This window comes from Cohnella sp. WQ 127256, from assembly GCF_024519285.1.
In the GTDB taxonomy this organism is placed as follows: Bacteria; Bacillota; Bacilli; order Paenibacillales; family Paenibacillaceae; genus Cohnella.
Window position 1 is genome coordinate 1656747 of sequence record NZ_JAMZCY010000001.1, and the last position, 19130, is coordinate 1675876.

A 19130-nucleotide genomic window follows, 5' to 3' on the forward strand; every position below is an offset into this window, starting at 1 on the left:
CATTAAAAAACTTACCGTGATGACGTACTCCAATTTCCTCCGTTTATACGTTCATGGACGCTACCATCAGGCAATTCAATACGTGCGGGTATACCTTCCGGACTACATAACGTGAGGTTAAAATATCCATTATCCTCTTTGCGCCAAGCGACCTGCACATCACCTACGGGTGTTGCCACCGTGCCCTCTGCCCAAGTGAGGCTACCTGTAATCGGCTTAATAAGAATTCCGCGGTAACCGTTATCAGCTGGCTGTACTCCGAGAATTTGATTCGTAAATTCATAGATCGGAACAGCTCCCCAGCCATGGCAGTCGCTTCTTTGCGATACCGGATCCTCGACCCAAGTCGTTAATCCCTGCGCGGCAAGCTTTCTCCAGATGTCCCACAGCTCGAAGGATCGTTCATATCTCCCCGTCTTCTCTAAAGAACGGAACAAGAAAAACGACATCGCGTACGAGACAGTAGGCAAGTGTTGATTGAGCAGCATGCGATCCATCAGCTGGCTTGCTTCTTCTCCCTCGATCGTTTCAGAAAGCACCCCCCAGATTTGTGCATGCTGAGAATATAATCCTGTACCTGGACCATCCTCAAACATTCGTTCCTCCTCAGACCAGCAATGCTGCCGAACTGCACTCTTAATGATTTCGGAACGGGATATGTATTCCTCCGCTGTGGAGTGACGCCCGACCTGTAGGTTAAGATCCGCTGCCGTCTGAAGAGCACTTACATAAATAAGACTATAATAAGTTAGAGGACCGCTCTCATTCGCTGTGGGTATACCTTGACTATGACGCCATTCCTCTACCCAATCCACGAAGGACCATACTTCCGCAGGTAATTTACCGACCAGACCATTCTCAATGACTTGAGCATCAAACCAACCCAAGATCGCATCAATCGTTGATAAATATTTGCGAACAAGCGACAGGTCTCCGAAATAGCGATAATGGTCTGCAACCATCATGATCCAGTACACAGAAAAGCCAGGAATAACTTGCGGATACAGAGATGGATAGCGACTCTGAATCATGCCGTCCGGCATAAGTGAGCTATGAAAGTCGAAAATGGCTTTCCTGGCGAGTCGGTCATCCGCACTAAGCTGGAATGTAAAAAGGGCCTGCAGACGAGTATCCATAATATATTGAAGCTGCTCGTAATAGGGACAATCTTCGTACGTTTCGTGCATGCACCTTTTCAGTGTGTTGATGCTGATATCCCATAAGGGAGTGAATGATTCGTCAGAGCATTGGAACGTAGCTTTCACTTTCAAGGGGTAACCCGTCTCCCGATAGTTGAAGCGGTGCAGACGAAGCTCTTGCTCCTGTGCTTCAATCGTCAGTTTGACGTATCGGAACGTACGAAACTCGAAAGGTTCATAACATTCCAGCTGACCCCGCTCAACATTCCCTACCCCTGCTGCAACATAGAGATCTTTCTCCCCATATAGTTGACGACCATTGGGATCATCGCGAATATCTTTGTTTCTCCTGATCGTCGATTCCGGCTCCTTCTCATAGCACTCTGAGCATAGAATCTCAATATTTGCAGCCTTTCCTCCAGAAATCTCTAGAGTTAAATAACCTGTCAGCAATTCCCCAGCATCAAGCTCAACCACGAACTTTTCTCCGGGTGCAACGACCCAGAACTGCGATTCTGTTGGATTGCTTAACAAATGGAACACAGGCTCGGCCTTTGACGAGCTTATGCGTTTAACGCCCACAAATCCTCTCTCATGTTCATACAAGGCTGGAATCGTCCTTGGAGCAAGTGGCCACGGGGTTAATTGTCCGAATAGGGGATCCATGATATTCGAGACAATAACGGACGGCTTCCATCCCATTGCGACATCTTGATTCCGCTGCCATCCGAACGGTAGCTTCTCACCGTCCACACGCTCTGTTCCACCAACGTAGAGAGTTTCCTGCTCGCCCGATTCAAATCGAATTGCATGATCTACTAAACATTCCCACTGTTCATCACTAGAAAGGCAAATGGTTGCGTTACCATTTTGTTGCGTTAAAATACCTTCGAATAAGAGAGCGCCCTTGTTTGATCTCCAAACCGATGCGGGTCCTCCATCTCCTAGGCGGAATGGTTCACAGGGGGTGTAATGAACAACCTTGACCGCCAATGTATTTAGTCCAGTAACTAGCAGATTCGTCAAGTCAACCGTTTCATAATAATGAGTAAACCGGTCTCCCTTAGAAGGGCCAACACTCGCTGACACGCCGTTTAGATATAACCGATAACGGCTGTCAGCGGATATGTGAGACACAAGCTTAGCGGATTCAATATCCGTTACGGTGAAGCTTCTACGAAAATAAACAATTTCATGTTTTCCTTCGATCAGAGTTGTCGGTTCTCCCGAACTCCATATCCATTTGGCTTGCCATTCTGATCTGTTGCTCATGTATTTCCTCCGGCTGCTATAGTAAAGGGCCTGTGCTTTCGTTTACTTGCAGTGTACAATTAACCATTTGCCTTACAGTATCCTCCTTCCCATTAATCAAATCAATCAGCAGTTCCGCTGATAACTCCCCTAATTGGTAACGGGGGTGTGCTACCGTCGTCATTCTTGGATAGCTGTGCTTAGCAATGTCGTTCCCGTCTACACCGATAATAGATATCTCCTCCGGGATCTTAATCCTCATCCGATGAGCTGCCTGAAGTGCTCCTACAGCTAATACATCATTAGCAGCGAAGATAGCTGTTGGCCTTGGAATGGCTCGGAGTAAGGAATACGCGGCCTCTTCTGCCACCCGGACATCTTCCTTCTCAATAAGTGCGACGTGATCCGTGTTAAGCTGAATCCCCTTATTCGCTTGAGCATCTCTGTAAGCTCGAAAACGATCAATCCAAACATTCGCATCCCTATTCAAGTTCAAGTGCGCAATGACTTCGTGTCCTAATTCGTGGAGATGCTCCATCGCCAAAGTTCCTGCCATATAGTTATCGATCAGAATCGATGGAAGTAACGTCTGCTTAGGGAAAGGATCCACGAGCACGAACGGAACAGTTTGCTTTCGGTTCTCATTAATCTCTTCTAGTTCTCTGAACAGCTGCTCTTGCAGAGCAATAGAGTCGAACTCTAGAGAGGTAAAGATCATACCATCCACTCGTTGCTCCAATAATAGGTTGACATTACTCTTAGCACTCTCATAGTCCATGGCGTTGCAAATAATAATACTCTTCCCAAGCTGCCTTGCTTTGGTCTCTACTCCTAGAATGAATTCTGAAAAGTAAGGATTAGCAATATTGGACAGCAGTACCCCAATAATATTCGTACGATTGGTCACCAGACTTCGCGCAATATTGTTAGGAGAGTAATTTAATTGCTTGATCGCACGTTCTACTTTCAAACGAGTCCTTTCCTTAACGGATTGAGGATAGTTAATTACTCGCGAGACCGTGATCGGAGCAACTCCTGCCAATTGTGCTACATCTTTTAAGGTTACCATTTGTCTTCTCCATTCAAAATGGTTGCGTTACCATTTCAATATAAACAATTAATTTGGAAAATTCAAGTCCCTTTATTCGAAAATATTTTTTTCCTCCTCTCACCCGATTAAAAGCTCGGCTAGTAAGCGAAGAAACCGCCCGACTAGTCTTCGGACGGTCCCCGGAAAAACGGCGCAGGGATTGTTGAACCCGTCTTGCGCCTCGGTGTCTAATGGTTATTTGCCGTTGATTGCTCTAAACTCCTCAAGCATCTCTTGCATAGCTTTGTCATAAGTTTTGCATATCCGCATACGCATTCAGTTTAATCGGATAACTTAGCATATAGGATTTCAAATTGTGTGGCGGAGTTGGCGCATAAGCGAATGCCTTACTCGTCCATTGTCTAGGAGCAAAATAGTCAATCAGACCGTAGTAAGATGCTCCTTTACCATCAGCTGTCGTCTTTCCCGTACTAATCGCTGCTTAATCGTTCTCAGTATAGATCAATATAGCATCTCTAAGAAACATAGCTACTCCGGGCTGATCCTTATCGTAATAAGAGGTGAACCGTTCGTCCTCCACGTACATTTGAGCAACACCAGCATGAGCTTCTTTGCTATAGCTTGCCCAGTAGAAGCTTAACCATTGACGGTGAAGATGTGCGGCTTTCTGTGCGAGATCACCAGCCGAATCTCCTGTCACGAAAGCTTCCGCCAACACGTTGTGAATTTCGGCAGCTAATTGTTCGACTTCCGCGTATTGCTTCTCCGTCATGCCTTTAATTTTATCATTCGATTGATCGATTTGATCCGCACCGTACTTCGCTCGGATTTCTTCACCGTATTGCTTCTCATTGTCCGCGATTAGCTGCTTTTTGAAGCCTTCGAACCTTTGTTCATCGCTCATCGATTGACTTCCCTCTCTCTGTAATAATGTCAAATCAATATTGGCGATAAGTGTGTCTAGCTGCTCCCGTTTCTCAAGTAGCTTAACGCGATGCTCCCTAAGGGCAATATCCGCATCAAAGGCTGGGGAAGTCAACAAAGCTTTAATGTCCTCCAAGCCTACGCCAAGTTCACGATAGAACAGGATCTGCTGCAACTGATTAACCTCTTTCTGCCCATAGATTCGATACCCTGACGAATTGATTCTAGCCGGCTTTAGAATGCCAATTTCATCATAGTACCTGAGCGTTCGAGTACTTACGCCTGCCAGAAGGCCAAGCTTCTGTACTGTATATTCCATGTTTGTGCCTCCTGACAAAATAAGCGTACTCCTTTCCGCAACGTCAATGTCAAGCGCAAGTTCATTTTACAGCTTTAATAACAGAGGAAACGATGTAATCCTCGATGTTAACTCCCTCAACCCAATCCTTGATAAACACTCTCGACTCGTCTTTAGGTTCGATAGCAATGTCCTTAAACCCACTATTTATCAACATTTGTTCAATCTCTCCGATGGAGGATGCACCTGAGACACAGCTGGCCAGGGCATCCATATCTTGTTTGATAAGTTCTGGTAGCACAGCAGTCGTAACAACATCCGAAATAGCCAATCTACCTCCAACCTTTAATATCCGATAAGCTTCATTGAATACTTGCTGCTTATCTGGTGAGAGATTAATTACACAGTTGGAGATAATGACATGAACACTTTGATCAGCGATAGGCAGGTGCTCAATTTCCCCTAAACGGAACTCCGTATTCTGATATCCACTTTTTAAGGCATTTCCACGAGCTTTGCTTATCATTTCTGGAGTCATATCCACCCCAATAACCTTTCCGGTCTCTCCAACCTGCCTCGAAGCCAAGAAACTATCGAAACCGCCGCCGCTGCCAAGATCCACAACAACTTCTCCTCGCTGAAGAGAGGCAATTGCTTGCGGATTCCCACAACCAAGTCCAAGGTTCGCTCCTACCGGCACAACAGTTAACTCTTCTTCCGAATAACCAAGCTTTGAAGACATCTGATCAACAGAAGGGGATGACTCCTTACAGCAGATTACTGGTTCACAACAGCTATCTGATGATGTATCCTGCAAAGCAATTTTCTTGTAACGATTCCTGACGTGCTGACGAATTTCATCATTTTCTACTTCGTTCATCATTTATTCGCTCCTTATGTCCTCTTTACGGAAAATACAGCACAATTCCGGTGACAGCAATCTATTTACTTCCTTATCATTAAGCTGGTAGTAGCTCCAAGTTCCTCTCGTTTCACGCAAAATGAACCCGGCATCCAGTAAAATCTTCAGATGATACGAAAGCTTGGATTGAGGCATGTCGATCCATTCGCATAGATCGCATACACAAACACTCCCTCGCTGAGTAAGCTCGTACATGATTTGTAGACGTTTCTCGTCCGCGAGTGCCTTGAACTTTTTTTCGTATATCGTGAAATCAACTGTTTCCGTTGGCTGACTATACATGGGAAGATCTTTGACCATATTTATACTGCTCCTTTTGCACAATAACTTTGGATAATTTGATTAATAAATCAAATTATTTTGATTTAACAATGATAGCATATCAAATTTGAATAAATCAAGATTAAATCAATTTTTTTCGATGAATAGTAAACGTAGGCTCAGAGAAGCATTCTTCCCAGGACAGACAGCTACACCCTAAGCTTTTTGATAAAATAGCTTTCATCTTCAAGATTTGTTCCATTTGCTTATCAAGGTCCTCTTGCTTCTTTATCGCCATCATTCTCCAGCGCTCTGAGGGTGGAATATTAGAATCAAAGCCATCCATTAGCTGTTTAATTTCATCGATCTGAAATCCAGCGCTCTGGGCTAATTTAATCGTATCCATGCGACTAAGGATATCATCCGAGAAGCATCTTCTCCCCTTAATCCGCTCAGGTGAAGGGATTAGTCCAATCTGCTCATAATAACGAATGGCTGAGGTTGCCACTCCGCATCTCTCTGCTACTTCCCCAATAGATAACATGATGCTCCCCCTTGACTTAAAGTTAACTTGAAGTTGTATGGTGGAGATAAGTATAACGAATCATGAGCGTACTGACCACTAGGGGGGCTATTAGAGAAATATGTTATTCACTGCGTTTATCGTTTTTATCGTCACCTTAGTCTTCGTCATTTGGCAGCCCAAAGGTTTGAATATAGGCTGGTCTGCATGTGGGGGTGCTGTCATTGCTCTTCTGTGCGGAGTCGTTAACTTTAACGATGTTTGGGATGTCACACACATCGTCTGGAATGCAACGCTAGCCTTTGTCGCAGTGATCTTGATCTCGCTTATTCTGGACGAGATTGGATTCTTTGAATGGGCTGCCCTTCATATGGCACGATTCGCCAAAGGAAACGGACTGTTGATGTTCTTATATGTCATTTTACTCGGTGCTGCGGTCGCTGCATTGTTCGCTAATGATGGTGCTGCATTAATCTTAACCCCAATCGTTCTTGCCATGGTTCGTGCGTTAAAATTTGATTCCAGAATGATTCTCCCCTTCGTCATGGCTAGTGGATTCATCTCAGATACAGCATCTCTTCCACTCGTTGTCAGCAACTTGGTTAATATCGTGTCTTCAGACTTTTTCGATATTGGATTTGTACAATATGCTTCTCGTATGGTTGTTCCCACACTATTTGCCATTGCTTCAAGCCTGTTAGTCCTCTATCTGATGTTCCGCAAGAGCATTCCTAAGCAATATGACTTAAGTCAATTGAAACAACCAAGCGAAGCGATAAAAGACATTCGTTTATTCCGATTATCTTGGGTTATTCTTTCGATGCTTCTGATTGCTTATTTAGCAAGTGAATGGATCAGCATTCCCGTATCTATCCTTGCTGGAGCAGCCGCTATTGTGTTCCTGCTTCTCGCCAGACGAAGTCAAGAAATTCATACTTGGAAGCTGGTCAAAGGTGCTCCTTGGTCGGTTGTTTCATTCTCGATTGGGATGTATGTCATCGTCTACGGATTGCGCAATGTAGGATTAACTGACAGGCTGAGTACGATCTTCGATTGGGTCGGTGATCAAGGCCTCTTCATCGCAACTATTGGCTCAGGTTTTATCGCAGCTATACTCTCTTCGCTTATGAACAACATGCCTACAGTCATGATTGATGCTCTAGCTATTCAAGCGACGGGATCATCCGGAGTCGTTCGGGAAGCTTTCATCTACGCCAACGTCATCGGATCGGACTTGGGACCGAAAATAACGCCAATTGGCTCATTAGCAACACTGCTATGGCTCCACGTGTTGTCCACGAAAGGTGTCAAAATCAGTTGGGGCTATTATTTTAAGATCGGTATTGTACTCACAGTTCCGGTATTGTTCATCACTCTTACCAGCCTCTATTTCTGGTTGAGAATCATTGGTTAACCTTAATCCATCCCTAAAGGAGCGTCATTCAATATGGCTAAACCACTCATTTATTTTCTATGTACAGGCAATTCTTGTCGGAGTCAGATGGCGGATGGCTTCATGAATGCATTTGGTGAATACAAGTATGAAGTGAAAAGCGCTGGCTTAGAAGCTCATGGACTGAATCCTCGCGCAGTGAAGGTAATGACTGAGGTCGGTATCGACATCTCCAATAACCTCTCCAATGTTATTGACGCAAATACTTTGAATCGCTCAGCTTATGTTATAACCCTTTGCGGTCACGCCGATGAGCACTGCCCCGTCATCTCTAATCCTAATGTGATCAAATTACACTGGGGGTTCGACGACCCCGCCAAAGCAACCGGTACAGAAGAAGAAATCATGGAACAATTCCGAGCTGTGCGTAATTCCATTAAAACAAAAATTGAGGATTTTATTCTGGATGGCCACTAATCAAACAAAGGAAATGCACCCAATAGCAACTGGGGGCATTCCCTTTGGTCTCTAATGCTAAAATGTTAATGCTGTAATTGATGAACATCTACCTTGTTACCTTCTAAATGCTGCTCAAACATATCAATGATGAAGAGAAATCTCTCTGCTTCACGAAATACATGATCCGCAAGCAAGGGATGAATAATGCTCTTAATCCGGCAAGCATTAATCAGATCGCGAGCGGTTTGTTTAAAGTCCCGCAATGATTTCACAGACACTCGATTGTCATCAAGGAATTGATCAAGCAGCGGAACCGTCTGGGATTGCGGCTTCATATGCTCCAAATCTTGAGCTTGAAACAATAGCTTATCAAAATCATCACTAAAGCCCCGCGCTTGTTCAACAAGCTGTCTCTCGGATGGATCTAGAAGATGGCTAATAAATTTAGCGTGATCCGCCATAATCTTCAGGAAAAATACATTTTCAGTAATGATCGCATCGGGGAGTGGCTCTAGCTTCCCCGAATTAAGCTCCTCTAGGCGATTCCTGAAGTAAAAGGCTTCCCGACTGGTATGATCCACTAGCAAAGGAAAGTTATTCGCCCCAGGTAGTTGACATCGCAAAATGAGACCTAATATTTTCCTCTTAAATACCCATATATGAGAAGTTGCGGTATGAACCTCTGAATTAAAATGTTGAATGGTCCGAGGGTCTGTATTTGTATTAAAGCCATTTGCTTTATTCTCAATTGCTTCAAATAAGGCATAAAACTGATTAGCCTCATTTATTAATTGGGTATCCTCACAACGAAATCCTAGCTTAAGAAATAAAGAATGCTCCTTCATAATCCGCGACCAGAATCTAACTTCATCCAACGAACGCGCCACAAATTCAATAGACACATCGCTTCCCCTTTCACCTTAACATCAATAACACAACATATGTGCTAAGGCTTCGATGGGTGATCGCCTATTCCAATTGAGACTTAACGGTCCGTCGGCTTTGCTTACACCTTAACTGGCATTAACTGCTCCTCCGTGTGTTCTTTTGTTTTTCTCAAGAAGTAGATGAGGGTCAATGCCAGGAAGACGATCAAATAAGCAGCTAAACGGGCCACTTGATGCCACATGTCGCTGTAATCGCCGCTGTTGATGACATCCCTGAAGCCACGAATACTATAGGTCATCGGAAGCAAAGGATTCATCGCTTTAGCCCAGCCGGGAAGTAGTTCAAGCGGGAATGTTCCTGCACTTGAAGCTAGCTGGAAGATCATAAGTAACAGCACGACAAACCGCCCGGGTAAATCCAACCATGTCACAATTGCCTGAATAATAAACATAAAGGTGAAGCCCACCAGCACCGTATACATATAGAACAGGGGGATACTCTGGACCTTCATCCCGAGTAGAAACACAAGAATCGTAACCGCAACTAGCGATTGAGCCAAACTGATTAAACCAAAGGTTAACGTTTTACTTATAAAGAGTGGAATTCCCCTTGCCCCATCGACAATCGTGCTGCGAGCCGAAACAATCGTCGTAAACACGAGAGCCCCTGCAAATAAAGCCATGGAAATAAAGTAAGGTGCAATGCCGTTCCCATACAGCGACACTTTTCGCTCATTATTCGAAACGATCGTAACAGGCTGTGCGAGCATGCTTATCATCTCATCATTGGCTTTCACAGAAGACTTCTCTGCGGCGTCTTTTAATTTGCTAGCCAGTTCATGAGTCCCATCGACCAGCTTAACAACACCATCCACTAGCGGTACTGCACCACTGTTTAATTGTGTCGCTCCATTCGCTACCTTCTTGATCCCATCTGCCATTTGCCCCACGCCGGTATGTAGCTGCGAAGCTCCTCCATTGACTTGACTAGCTCCTTGAGCTAGCTTGCTACTGCCGCTCACGATCTGAGTAAAGCTGGTATTAAATTGCTTTAAGCCTGTCGTTAGTTGCTTCTGACCCGCTTGTAAATCTGACACCCCTTGAAATAACTGACTTTGGCCTGAGCTTAAGGCTTGACTGCCTGCCTGTAATTTCTGTTGCCCTGTAACAACAGCTTTACTGCCCGTTAGTAGTTTTTTTTGCCCCGTTAACAATGCCTTGGTTCCCTTCGACACTTCTTGGCTAGCCGCTAACAGCTTCTGTAATTCTGGATCAGCAGCGAGATCGGCATTGGAATCCATCACTTTTTTCAAGCCTGCTGCAACCTGAGCGCTTCCAGTGGATAGCCCGTCGTTTGCCGAAACAGATGCTTCTAACCCGCTTTGAAGCTGCTCCAAGCCTGATACCGAGCTCTTTAGACCTGCAGTTAATTGGTCCGCCCCCTCTTTGGTAGATTGTATCCCAGAGCGCAAAACCGTTGACCCTTGCTCCGCCTTCAATGCCCCCTCCTGAAGCTTTAACCCCGCTGCTGACAGCTTCTGAGCTCCCGCTGATAAATCAGATGCCGCAGATTTCACTTGCGAAGCTCCTGATCCTACCTTAGTTGCACCATCCAAAAGCAAACTAACCTTGCTATTGATTTGATTAGCCCCACTTGCGAGATCACTAATGCCTCCCTTAAGCTTGGTAACTCCATCTCCTAGCTGGATAGCCCCCTTGTTCAAGTCCAACGCCCCATCACTTGCCGTGCTTAACCCGCTAGATAACGCTTCGAATTGCTTATAGATACTGCGGGAATAGGTTTCCGTCATATTTTGTGAAAGCTTATCCTTTAGCTCCCTAGTTGCATTCTCACTGATCTGCCCAGCCACGTAGTTATAATAACTATTCGATTCAAAAATAATTTCCGCTTGCTTTGGATGCTCACTTGTCAATGAAGCCGCTTCCTCTGAGAAGTTAACCGGAATGGTGAGTGATGCATAGTAATGGTTGCCCTTCATCCCTTGCTCCGCTTCATCTGCACTGACGAAATCCCATTCGAAACTGGTATTTTTTTTCAATTCCTCCACGAATTCTTGACCAACATTCAACGCTTTACCATCAGCGGTTGCACCTTGATCCAGGTTCACCACTGCAACTGGAAGAGAGCTCAGTTGGCCATACGGATCCCACGCCCCCTTGATCAAGAAACCGCTATATAACGAGGGAATTAAAGCAACCGCGACAAAGGAGATCACAAGCATCGGTTGCTTGACAAAAGAGTTAAAGGCTTGCTTAAACACTTGAAATGGCTGCATATCGTACCTCCACCGATCTAATGAATTCGATTAACATTCTGGTCTGCAGGAACCTCTTCAGGTAATCGTTTCGATGCGCTTGGAACGCCACGTTGCTTGACATGAACCTCGTCTGAGGTATAAATGATAATGGTCACTTGGCCGCCATATACAACACTCCGAATAAGGATCGGTTGGTCGTACTTGTTCTGAAAAACAAAGTCAGGACCGTACCAGCTTACAGTGGCATCGCGTCCAGGAGGGACATAGGGAACACTTCTGCTATGGGAGTAGCGCTTGATGATCTGAAGCCCGGCCCTGTCGACTGCATTAAACAGTGTCGATGAGATTTGGCATATCCCACCACCAATCCCCTCAGCCACTTCCCCCTTCACGATGACTTTTGCTCGTAAATAACCTTTGCTCGTTGTACGTTCACCAACAATCCCATTAAACGAGAAGGATTCTCCGGGAAACACATATTGATTGTTGATCGCTTGGGCAGCGAGGTTAATATTTTTCGAGCGGTTCTTATTGCGAGAATTAAAGTAAGTCGTATATTGACCAATCTTCTTTTCCCTAATCGAAGTAAGAAGCTCACTATCTACCTTCGGATGAATGATTTGCTGTGGAGCCTCTATGTTAGAGGCTGTCCCCTCGACTATAAATTTGTAAACCTGATCCATGAATGCGCGACGATCCAACTCGCTCCCCATTTGCTCAGGTATGATTCCCTCATATTCGTTAAGACCCGCATTGATTGGAGCATGATAGAGGCGCCCATACACCTCATCGATGAGCTTATTTAGCTTAGTTTCATTGGTGAACGGCAAGCCCACATATGGAAGTATGTAATCGGAACGCTTTATGTTGACTATGGGTTGACCCTGCTCCGCAATGACTAGGCTATCTGGATGAAAAGCTTGTTGAATTAACATAACGATACTGACGATCCAATTCAGTCCCAAAAGTCCTGACCTCCATTCATGAATGGTTCATAATAAGTCCAACAAACTATAATATCCCCCAATTCATTACATAATTATTTGTCTCGTTGCCGAGAATAAAATAACTGAAATGGAGGGAAACAGGATGAAACAATTCAAAAAGGGAATAGCTCTGCTCATGGCGCTAACGATCTTTTCCATACTTCTGCAGCCAAGTTTCCCCGTCATCGCCGCTAAACCCGCTGAAGCATCCCCCACGTCCCAATTAACTATCTTGGTTCGCTCTAGCCAAACTGCCTTGATGTTCAGTAAGCTCGAAATCTCCAATCCGAAAATCACCAAAGCAATACTCAATGCCAAAAAGGAAGCCACTAACGAAGCTTCCTTGTTTACAGATATAGAGGTTTCTTTCATGCACGGTCAACAACTATCACATTATCGCATGGAAAAGTCGGGAGAACTATGGGATGAGGCAGCCTCTCAATCACTAATTGTCCCCCCAGCAATTACGGAATCCTTACTGAAATACACAGAGGCTTTGCGTAAGAGTCACTATGGGAAGCTGACAAAATGGGAAGATGCTAGGCGCTTAGTCGCTCGTAAAAGCATCTTTTCCATAACCGATTTGGAAACCGGTCTTTCCTTCAAGGTTCAACGCCGCGCGGGGAGTAGTCATGCAGATGTGCAGCCGATTACGAAAGAGGATTCGAAAATCATGTCACAAATATATGGTGGGCATTGGAGCTGGAAACGCAAAGCGATTCTTGTTCAATCTGGTGGAAAACGGATTGCTGCATCGATGAATGGCATGCCACATGGCGGAGATGGCATTCCGGATAATGGTTTCTCGGGTCATTTCTGCGTCCATTTCTTAGATAGCACATCCCATCGATCCACAGCCCCCGATCCCGCACACCAATTGATGGTTTATAAAGCGACGGGAAATCTCAGACCTTATCTCGATTCTGCTTCCCCAATGCTCTTGGCGGAGAGCTTCATTGAGGCGATGAATCAACAGGATGTGGAAATGCTACAGCAAATTGCAAATGGCATGACAAAAGAGAGACTCTCCTATTTCGTCACCGAATTGGGGTCTCTCTCATCCATTCGAATTCATCTCCCTAAGAAGTTAAAGCAAATCAATCCTTCAGGGTGGAATGAAAGCTTAACGACAGACCTTAACTTGCCCATTAAGGTTCATAAGAACAGTCAACCGGATCGAAATACGCATTACAGGTTTATTTTCAAGCGTGAATCTAACAAGTCACCTTGGAATATTGATGACTTAGAAACAAAAGGTGCAACGAATCACTCCAGCTTAATTCCATAAATTTTACCACCGCGAGAAGCCACGACAGCATAATTGTTAAATATCGCAGGGGATGATTCAATGTTAGTTCCAATGTTCAAGCTCCCCAACACTTTTCCATTACTCGCTGAAATAACAGAGACACTGCCTACAGAATTTGCCTGGATGAGATAGGCTTTGCCCGTGTTATCATATACGTCCACAGGAGATGACCACGCATAATTCGCCATCGGAAGTGTCCAAACTTCCTTTCCTGTCGCCTTATCTAATGCCACCATTAACCCTCCGCTGAAGGTGCCAACCCTTGCAATCGTAAAAATAACGAGCTTTGCGATTTCCTTCTTACCCATTACGGGTGTCGCCAATAATCCACCATTCACAGGATGTTCGCCCAATAAGGAAAAGCTCGCGTATTTGTTCTGCCAAACAATCGCGCCCGTTAATCCATTGATTTTCCGTATGAAGGAGTTGCCTTTCGTACCTTGCTTGTCTACTTCAGTTCCGGTATATAAATAGGGTACGCCGCCTTCCGTTTCAAGTACAATAGTCGCATCCGTGTCGTCAACAGGTGAAAGCGCCCATTCCGAAGAGTACGTCTTTAAGTTCAATGCTTGTATACTGCCGCCATTGTCCGCGAAATAGGCTAGGTCTTTATGAATAGCTAAGGAATTCTCAATACCTTGATATTTGTTGCCGGAGATTTTATAACGGTACTTGCTAATAACAGGATCAATCTTGATCGATTTGCGGGCTGGATCGAAGACGGTATTCAGCTTCAAATGATAGACGATTCCATTCTCACCACCGACAATTAGCGTGTCATTCAACCGATTAAACATCGCCGAGCTGTCGAAAGCCCCCCACGTCCGATACGCAAATGGATCCTTACCGTTCACACGAAGAAGTCTCTTCTGATCTGTTAAGCTATATAGATTAAATCCAATCGTACCATTCTCAGGAATCCCTTCTCCCACGTATAAGAGAGGGTATCCTCGAGCATCAACCGATACACTCCCTTTAATAGGATTTCCGACCTTAATTGGGCTACGTGTTTCCTCTCCGGTTTCCAATTCCATAAAGTACACATAACCATCGAGTGAAGCGTAGATCACTTCCGTAAAATCAGGCTTCGTGAGAAATTTTGCTTTGACATTCATCGTTCGTAGCACTTCAGGAGCCCACTTTACGATAGCGGGTTGTCCGGTCCAGCCTGCACCGCCGCCCCACGAGCTCGACTTTGTTTTTTTCTCCCAAACAATCTTTGGCTTAAACGTCTTCATATCTGTCGTTCCATAGGAGGGCGCGCTACGTTCGTTCGTACCTCGAAAGGTCAGTATCCCTTCTACTTCGGTATAGGGTTCAGGGAATGTCTGTGGCTCAGTCGGCATTGACTTCCACTGATTGGAAATAAGACTTCCGGCTTGGGCGATTTCCTGGTACAAACAGACTAAAATGAGTGCTAGAATAAGAGTCTTTATTCCACGGGACATCTCTATTAATTCCCTCCACCTTCAGGATAAATAGATTGTACCCACTAGGTTTAGAGAAGCTTGTCAAACGATCAGCGAGTATTACAGGAATATTTGTCACATCTACAGATATCCCATCGGAACCCCTCATTTTACAGGAGATACCTCTTAAACCGCACAAAAATACCGCCTCTCGGCGGTATTCGTGATCTAACATATTCGGAAGTTAGGCTTATTAAAGAGCAGCTACTTTTTTCGTCCTCCCTTGAGGAAGCTCTGGCAGCTCGTTCACAGAAACAACAGCATCCGTCTTTTTCTTTGGCTTCTTCCAGTGGTTCTCACTTCCTGGCAGATCGTCAAACCAAGATGCATGGTCAGGACAATCCAGTATCATAAATTTTCCATATTGATCCTCTCTGGACTGATGATACTTCAAATAGGCTTTCCCATTTTCAATCGCAAGGATTTCGATTTTCCCTGACGTATGACTCATAGAAAGTCGAACACGTTTGCCCAGTCCAGATGTTCGAGCTTTCGCCTGCTCCACGAGTTCATAAACCTTGGCTAGAGGTAATACAAAATCACCATTACCTGCGACAGGCCGATTTATGAAAAAATAGTATGGTGTCACACCTGCCCAAGATAATCTGTCCAGAAGATCGCCGAGAACTTTAGGATCATCATTAATGCCTTTTAGCACAGGGGTTTGGTTAACAACAATTGCCCCCGCATCATGAAGGGCTTGAAAGCCTCGGATGGCTTCCGGAGTAATTTCCCTTGGATGATTGATGTGCGCCATCACATATATTCTTTTCTCAGCGCTAGAGAACTCCCGGATCGCTTCAAGTAAATGCTCGTCTTCATAAATTCGCATAGGGTTAAACACGGGAATCTTAGAGCCCAAGCGAATGATTTTAACATGATCGATTTCCCGTAATCTATGCAAAATTGCACGCAGTTTAGATGTGGCAAGGATCAAGCTATCTCCTCCCGTGAGGAGTACGTTGCTGATTTCCGGATGTGCCGCAATATATTGCAATCCCGGTTCAATGTCCGAGGTCGCTTCATATACGTCATTGCGGAAGAGCCGTTTGCGGAAGCAGTACCTACAGTAGGCTCCACACACTTCGGAGACAATTAGGAGTGCCGTGGATTGATACTTATGCTGACATCCCTTAACCACATAATTCGTATCTTCATCTGATGCATCCCATCTGCCGTATTCCTGCAATTCTTCCTCGTTTGGGATGACTAGCTTGCGGATCGGATCATTTGGATCATTCCAATCAATGAGATTCAAATAATACTCATTGACACGAAACACAAATTTCTCCGTAATTTGCTTCAGCTTTTCACGTTGCTCCTCGGGTATGCGAGTGATTTTTCCGATATCGGTAATATACTTGGGTTGCGGCATTCCATTTCCTCCTCAAGGTATATTCATTCGAATTCGAGAACGAATCCATTCCAATCCCCCATAACTCCCCCTTCTTATTTGAAGTCAAAAAGACCCTACGAGCAGAAGACCATCCCTTCTGCTTGTAGGGTCAAAAGAAAACAAAAAAAGACCCCAACGGGTCATAGAATGAGCAGATATCTGCACATAACAGTCCGACCCATCCATTGCTGACGAGGTTAGCTGTCGGACTCGGGATAGATGGTTCCCTACATTCAATATGAATGATTCGCCCCAGAAAAGTGGTTCCCCCGCTTTCCAGCCTTAGCTGGAAACTAAGCATAGGGCTACTATAGCCCAATCAAAAATATATGTCAATACTTGCATATTGTGAAGGACAACTGGAAACCGTTATTAACAAAGACGACAATTCAATGTTCCAAACATTGTTCTCCCTATTCGAAGTCGGGTAAAATAGAAAATAGCAAAGGGGGAAATTTCGTGGAGCCTGCAAGTAAGTGGTCCGATCGCTTTAAATGGATGTTGCTTAATCAGAAAGTCATCTTATTCCTAGTCGTCATTTTACTCATAAGCTTAAACATCTGGGTACTCGACAAAATTTCTTATGTCTTCCATCCATTCATTGTCATTATGGAAACAGTCTTTCTTCCTTTCCTCCTAACCGGGGTTGCCTACTACTTATTAAATCCGATTGTGGAATACTTCGAAACCCGTAAAGTTCGCCGCATCTATTCCATTATCGTTCTGTACCTCATTATTATTTCCGTCATCACGGTAGTCGTCATGAAAATCGTCCCTTTACTCAGCGAGCAGATCACCAGCTTTATTGGACAGTTTCCTACCTATAGTAAAGATGCACAGTTGAAGTTCGAAGAGCTGATCGGGAATACATATTTCAATCAAATCCAAGACACTCTAGGATTTGATTCAGAGAAGATAGTGAATGATTTCTCCGGTCGTGCTGCCGATCTCATGAACAATGCTTGGTCCGGCATCGGGAGCTTGGTTGGCAAGATCACAGAAACTATTCTGGCCATTATTACGGTGCCTTTCATCCTCTTCTATTTACTGAAGGATCGGAAGAAGCTGACTCCATTCGTGCTGAGCTTTGTTCCGACCAAGCTGCGTGAGCGCTCATTCAACGTCTTGCTGGAGATGAACCACCAGATCAGCTCCTATATACGTGGGCAGATCATCATCAGCTTCTGTATCGGTGCATTGCTGTATATCGGCTACATCATAATCGGTTTGGACTATTCCCTTGTACTAGCTGTTATCGCCGCTTGTACGAGCATAGTCCCTTACCTAGGTCCAGTTATAGCAATTACACCTGCACTAATCGTAGCAATGGTAACTTCCCCTGTGATGCTGCTCAAGATGATTATCATATGGACAATCGTTCAGTTCATTGAAGGTAAATTCATCTCCCCACAGATCATGGGTAAAACGATGCATGTTCATCCGATCACGATTATTTTCGTCATCATTGGAGCTGGCAACTTGTTCGGTATGATCGGGATTATTTTAGCTGTTCCGGGATATGCCATCCTGAAGGTTATTACTACACACTTGTTCCGTTGGTTCAAAAAGCAGACAGGCCTTTACGATCCAGACCCGATTGAACCTAAATCTTAAGATGTGTACGCGTTGAGTAAGAGCTGGGACTAATAAAAGCCGATCCTATTAGGGTCGGCTTTTGTTTGGGATGAGTTACAAGCTCATGGAAGATTACTATTTATTGGATTTGAGGGTACGGTCGCTCCCATTTGTAGATTAACAAGATTTAGCGCTTCTTTCGCATTAGTACTCATACCGCTCTCATTCATATTTGGGCTCGGGGCTGCTATAGTTGGGGGCTGATAATTCTCAGTAGCTGTTGTATCGTCCTCAGACTGCTTCGTTTCGCTTAATAAAATTTTACTTCCATCCGATCCAACGAGGTATTGGCGCACGTACGCCCCTTCTTTTGTTGTAACGAGCTTCCCCTTCTTCTCTTCCGGCTTCTCTTCCTTGTTCTCCACCTTCATAAGGGTTGATTCAAATAATTGTTGAGAAGCACCGTTGCTTGAACGCTGCGAGTAAGTTGATACGGTTTGACCAGCTTGTATCCGCATGATTATTTCCTCTCTTCCCGCACTAATGTGATCTACTTGTATTATCGGAATGGAAATGAGTGGAATGTAGAGATGCTCTCCAGTTTGGTTCCAATACAACAAGAAAGGACATCCACTTGGATGCCCCCCTCTTGTGACTATTCTGTGTCCCGTACAAACTGACCGCTGCGGATCTTCTTTACTTCATACATATTGACCGTCGTGCTAATCACATACTCGGGTGGTGTGCTTCCCTTGTTGTTTCGATGTCCTTGGATATGCTCCGGGCTTTTCTCCCAAGCCTTCCAAGCTTCCTCTGACTCCCAACGAATCAGAACAACGACTTCTTCGTTTTCTTTGCTCCTCTTATTAACCATCACAGAAATATCAATAAGTCCTTCTCTTCCGTCGAGCAGACCTTCCTTGCTAAAGCGCTCCACAACCTTATCGGAATTCCCTTTTTCCACCACAATTGTTCTGGTTTGAATTAACATCTAGTTGAACCTCCTTT

17 protein-coding genes and 1 riboswitch are annotated in these 19130 nt (G+C 44.7%); of the genes, 4 read left to right on the forward strand and 13 right to left on the reverse strand.

What is annotated here, in order from left to right; translation table 11 throughout:
• Nucleotides 1-11: 11 nt before the first annotated feature.
• The 6 genes from M1K58_RS07400 to M1K58_RS07425 form a co-directional block, all read right to left on the reverse strand.
• Nucleotides 12-2411, reverse strand: coding sequence for an alpha-L-rhamnosidase-related protein (locus M1K58_RS07400; protein WP_256758011.1), 2400 nt, complete (start codon nt 2409-2411; stop codon nt 12-14).
• Between the two features lie 16 nt (nt 2412-2427).
• Nucleotides 2428-3459: a LacI family DNA-binding transcriptional regulator gene (locus tag M1K58_RS07405; protein ID WP_256758012.1), complete on the reverse strand. Its 1032-nt coding sequence runs from the start codon at nt 3457-3459 to the stop codon at nt 2428-2430.
• 463 nt (nt 3460-3922) lie between these two features.
• Nucleotides 3923-4684 (reverse strand): MerR family transcriptional regulator, encoded by a 762-nt coding sequence (locus M1K58_RS07410; RefSeq protein WP_256758013.1) that lies wholly within the window; start codon nt 4682-4684, stop codon nt 3923-3925.
• Between the two features lie 61 nt (nt 4685-4745).
• Entirely contained in the window at nt 4746-5543 is a 798-nt protein-coding gene (locus M1K58_RS07415) for an arsenite methyltransferase (protein WP_256758276.1), read from the reverse strand.
• A 3-nt stretch (nt 5544-5546) separates the two neighbouring features.
• Nucleotides 5547-5885, reverse strand: a complete 339-nt coding sequence (locus M1K58_RS07420; RefSeq protein ID WP_306220184.1) for an ArsR/SmtB family transcription factor — start codon at nt 5883-5885, stop codon at nt 5547-5549.
• A gap of 103 nt (nt 5886-5988) precedes the next feature.
• Complete coding sequence (locus M1K58_RS07425) at nt 5989-6390, reverse strand: MerR family transcriptional regulator (RefSeq protein WP_256758014.1); 402 nt, start codon at nt 6388-6390, stop codon at nt 5989-5991.
• Nucleotides 6391-6490: 100 nt separating this feature from the next.
• On the opposite strand from M1K58_RS07425, the gene M1K58_RS07430 reads away from it, so the two are divergent.
• Nucleotides 6491-7783: an arsenic transporter gene (locus tag M1K58_RS07430; RefSeq protein WP_256758015.1), complete on the forward strand. Its 1293-nt coding sequence runs from the start codon at nt 6491-6493 to the stop codon at nt 7781-7783.
• A gap of 33 nt (nt 7784-7816) precedes the next feature.
• The gene (gene arsC / locus M1K58_RS07435) at nt 7817-8239 is read left to right on the forward strand and encodes an arsenate reductase (thioredoxin) (protein WP_256758016.1); all 423 of its coding nucleotides are present in this window, start codon (nt 7817-7819) and stop codon (nt 8237-8239) included.
• A gap of 65 nt (nt 8240-8304) precedes the next feature.
• On the opposite strand, the gene M1K58_RS07440 is transcribed toward arsC, so the two are convergent.
• The 3 genes from M1K58_RS07440 to M1K58_RS07450 all read right to left on the reverse strand — a co-directional run bounded on the left by M1K58_RS07440 (nt 8305) and on the right by M1K58_RS07450 (nt 12352).
• On the reverse strand, nt 8305-9123 hold the full coding sequence (locus tag M1K58_RS07440; protein WP_256758017.1) for a DUF2935 domain-containing protein: 819 nt from the start codon (nt 9121-9123) through the stop codon (nt 8305-8307).
• 104 nt (nt 9124-9227) lie between these two features.
• A complete protein-coding gene (locus tag M1K58_RS07445; RefSeq protein WP_256758018.1) occupies nt 9228-11405 on the reverse strand; it encodes a YhgE/Pip domain-containing protein in 2178 nt (725 codons plus the stop codon).
• 17 nt (nt 11406-11422) lie between these two features.
• Nucleotides 11423-12352, reverse strand: coding sequence for a VanW family protein (locus M1K58_RS07450; protein ID WP_256758019.1), 930 nt, complete (start codon nt 12350-12352; stop codon nt 11423-11425).
• A 124-nt stretch (nt 12353-12476) separates the two neighbouring features.
• Here M1K58_RS07450 and M1K58_RS07455 point away from each other — a divergent pair, with 124 nt between their 5' ends.
• On the forward strand, nt 12477-13661 hold the full coding sequence (locus M1K58_RS07455; protein ID WP_256758020.1) for a hypothetical protein: 1185 nt from the start codon (nt 12477-12479) through the stop codon (nt 13659-13661).
• Here M1K58_RS07455 and M1K58_RS07460 read toward each other — a convergent pair.
• Together M1K58_RS07460 and M1K58_RS07465 are read right to left on the reverse strand one after the other, a co-directional pair.
• Nucleotides 13640-15130 (reverse strand): PQQ-binding-like beta-propeller repeat protein, encoded by a 1491-nt coding sequence (locus M1K58_RS07460; RefSeq protein ID WP_256758021.1) that lies wholly within the window; start codon nt 15128-15130, stop codon nt 13640-13642. The genes M1K58_RS07455 and M1K58_RS07460 overlap by 22 nt on opposite strands.
• A 214-nt stretch (nt 15131-15344) precedes the next feature.
• Nucleotides 15345-16526 (reverse strand): KamA family radical SAM protein, encoded by a 1182-nt coding sequence (locus tag M1K58_RS07465; RefSeq protein WP_256758022.1) that lies wholly within the window; start codon nt 16524-16526, stop codon nt 15345-15347.
• A 191-nt stretch (nt 16527-16717) separates the two neighbouring features.
• Nucleotides 16718-16857: riboswitch (cyclic di-AMP (ydaO/yuaA leader) on the reverse strand.
• Between the two features lie 149 nt (nt 16858-17006).
• Here M1K58_RS07465 and M1K58_RS07470 point away from each other — a divergent pair.
• Nucleotides 17007-18161, forward strand: a complete 1155-nt coding sequence (locus M1K58_RS07470) for an AI-2E family transporter (RefSeq protein ID WP_372339115.1) — start codon at nt 17007-17009, stop codon at nt 18159-18161.
• An 83-nt stretch (nt 18162-18244) separates the two neighbouring features.
• Here the strand turns inward: M1K58_RS07470 and M1K58_RS07475 are convergent, their stop codons facing one another.
• Together M1K58_RS07475 and M1K58_RS07480 are read right to left on the reverse strand one after the other, a co-directional pair.
• The gene (locus M1K58_RS07475) at nt 18245-18640 is read right to left on the reverse strand and encodes a hypothetical protein (protein ID WP_256758023.1); all 396 of its coding nucleotides are present in this window, start codon (nt 18638-18640) and stop codon (nt 18245-18247) included.
• 137 nt (nt 18641-18777) lie between these two features.
• The gene (locus M1K58_RS07480) at nt 18778-19113 is read right to left on the reverse strand and encodes an antibiotic biosynthesis monooxygenase (RefSeq protein ID WP_256758024.1); all 336 of its coding nucleotides are present in this window, start codon (nt 19111-19113) and stop codon (nt 18778-18780) included.
• Nucleotides 19114-19130: the final 17 nt, after the last annotated feature.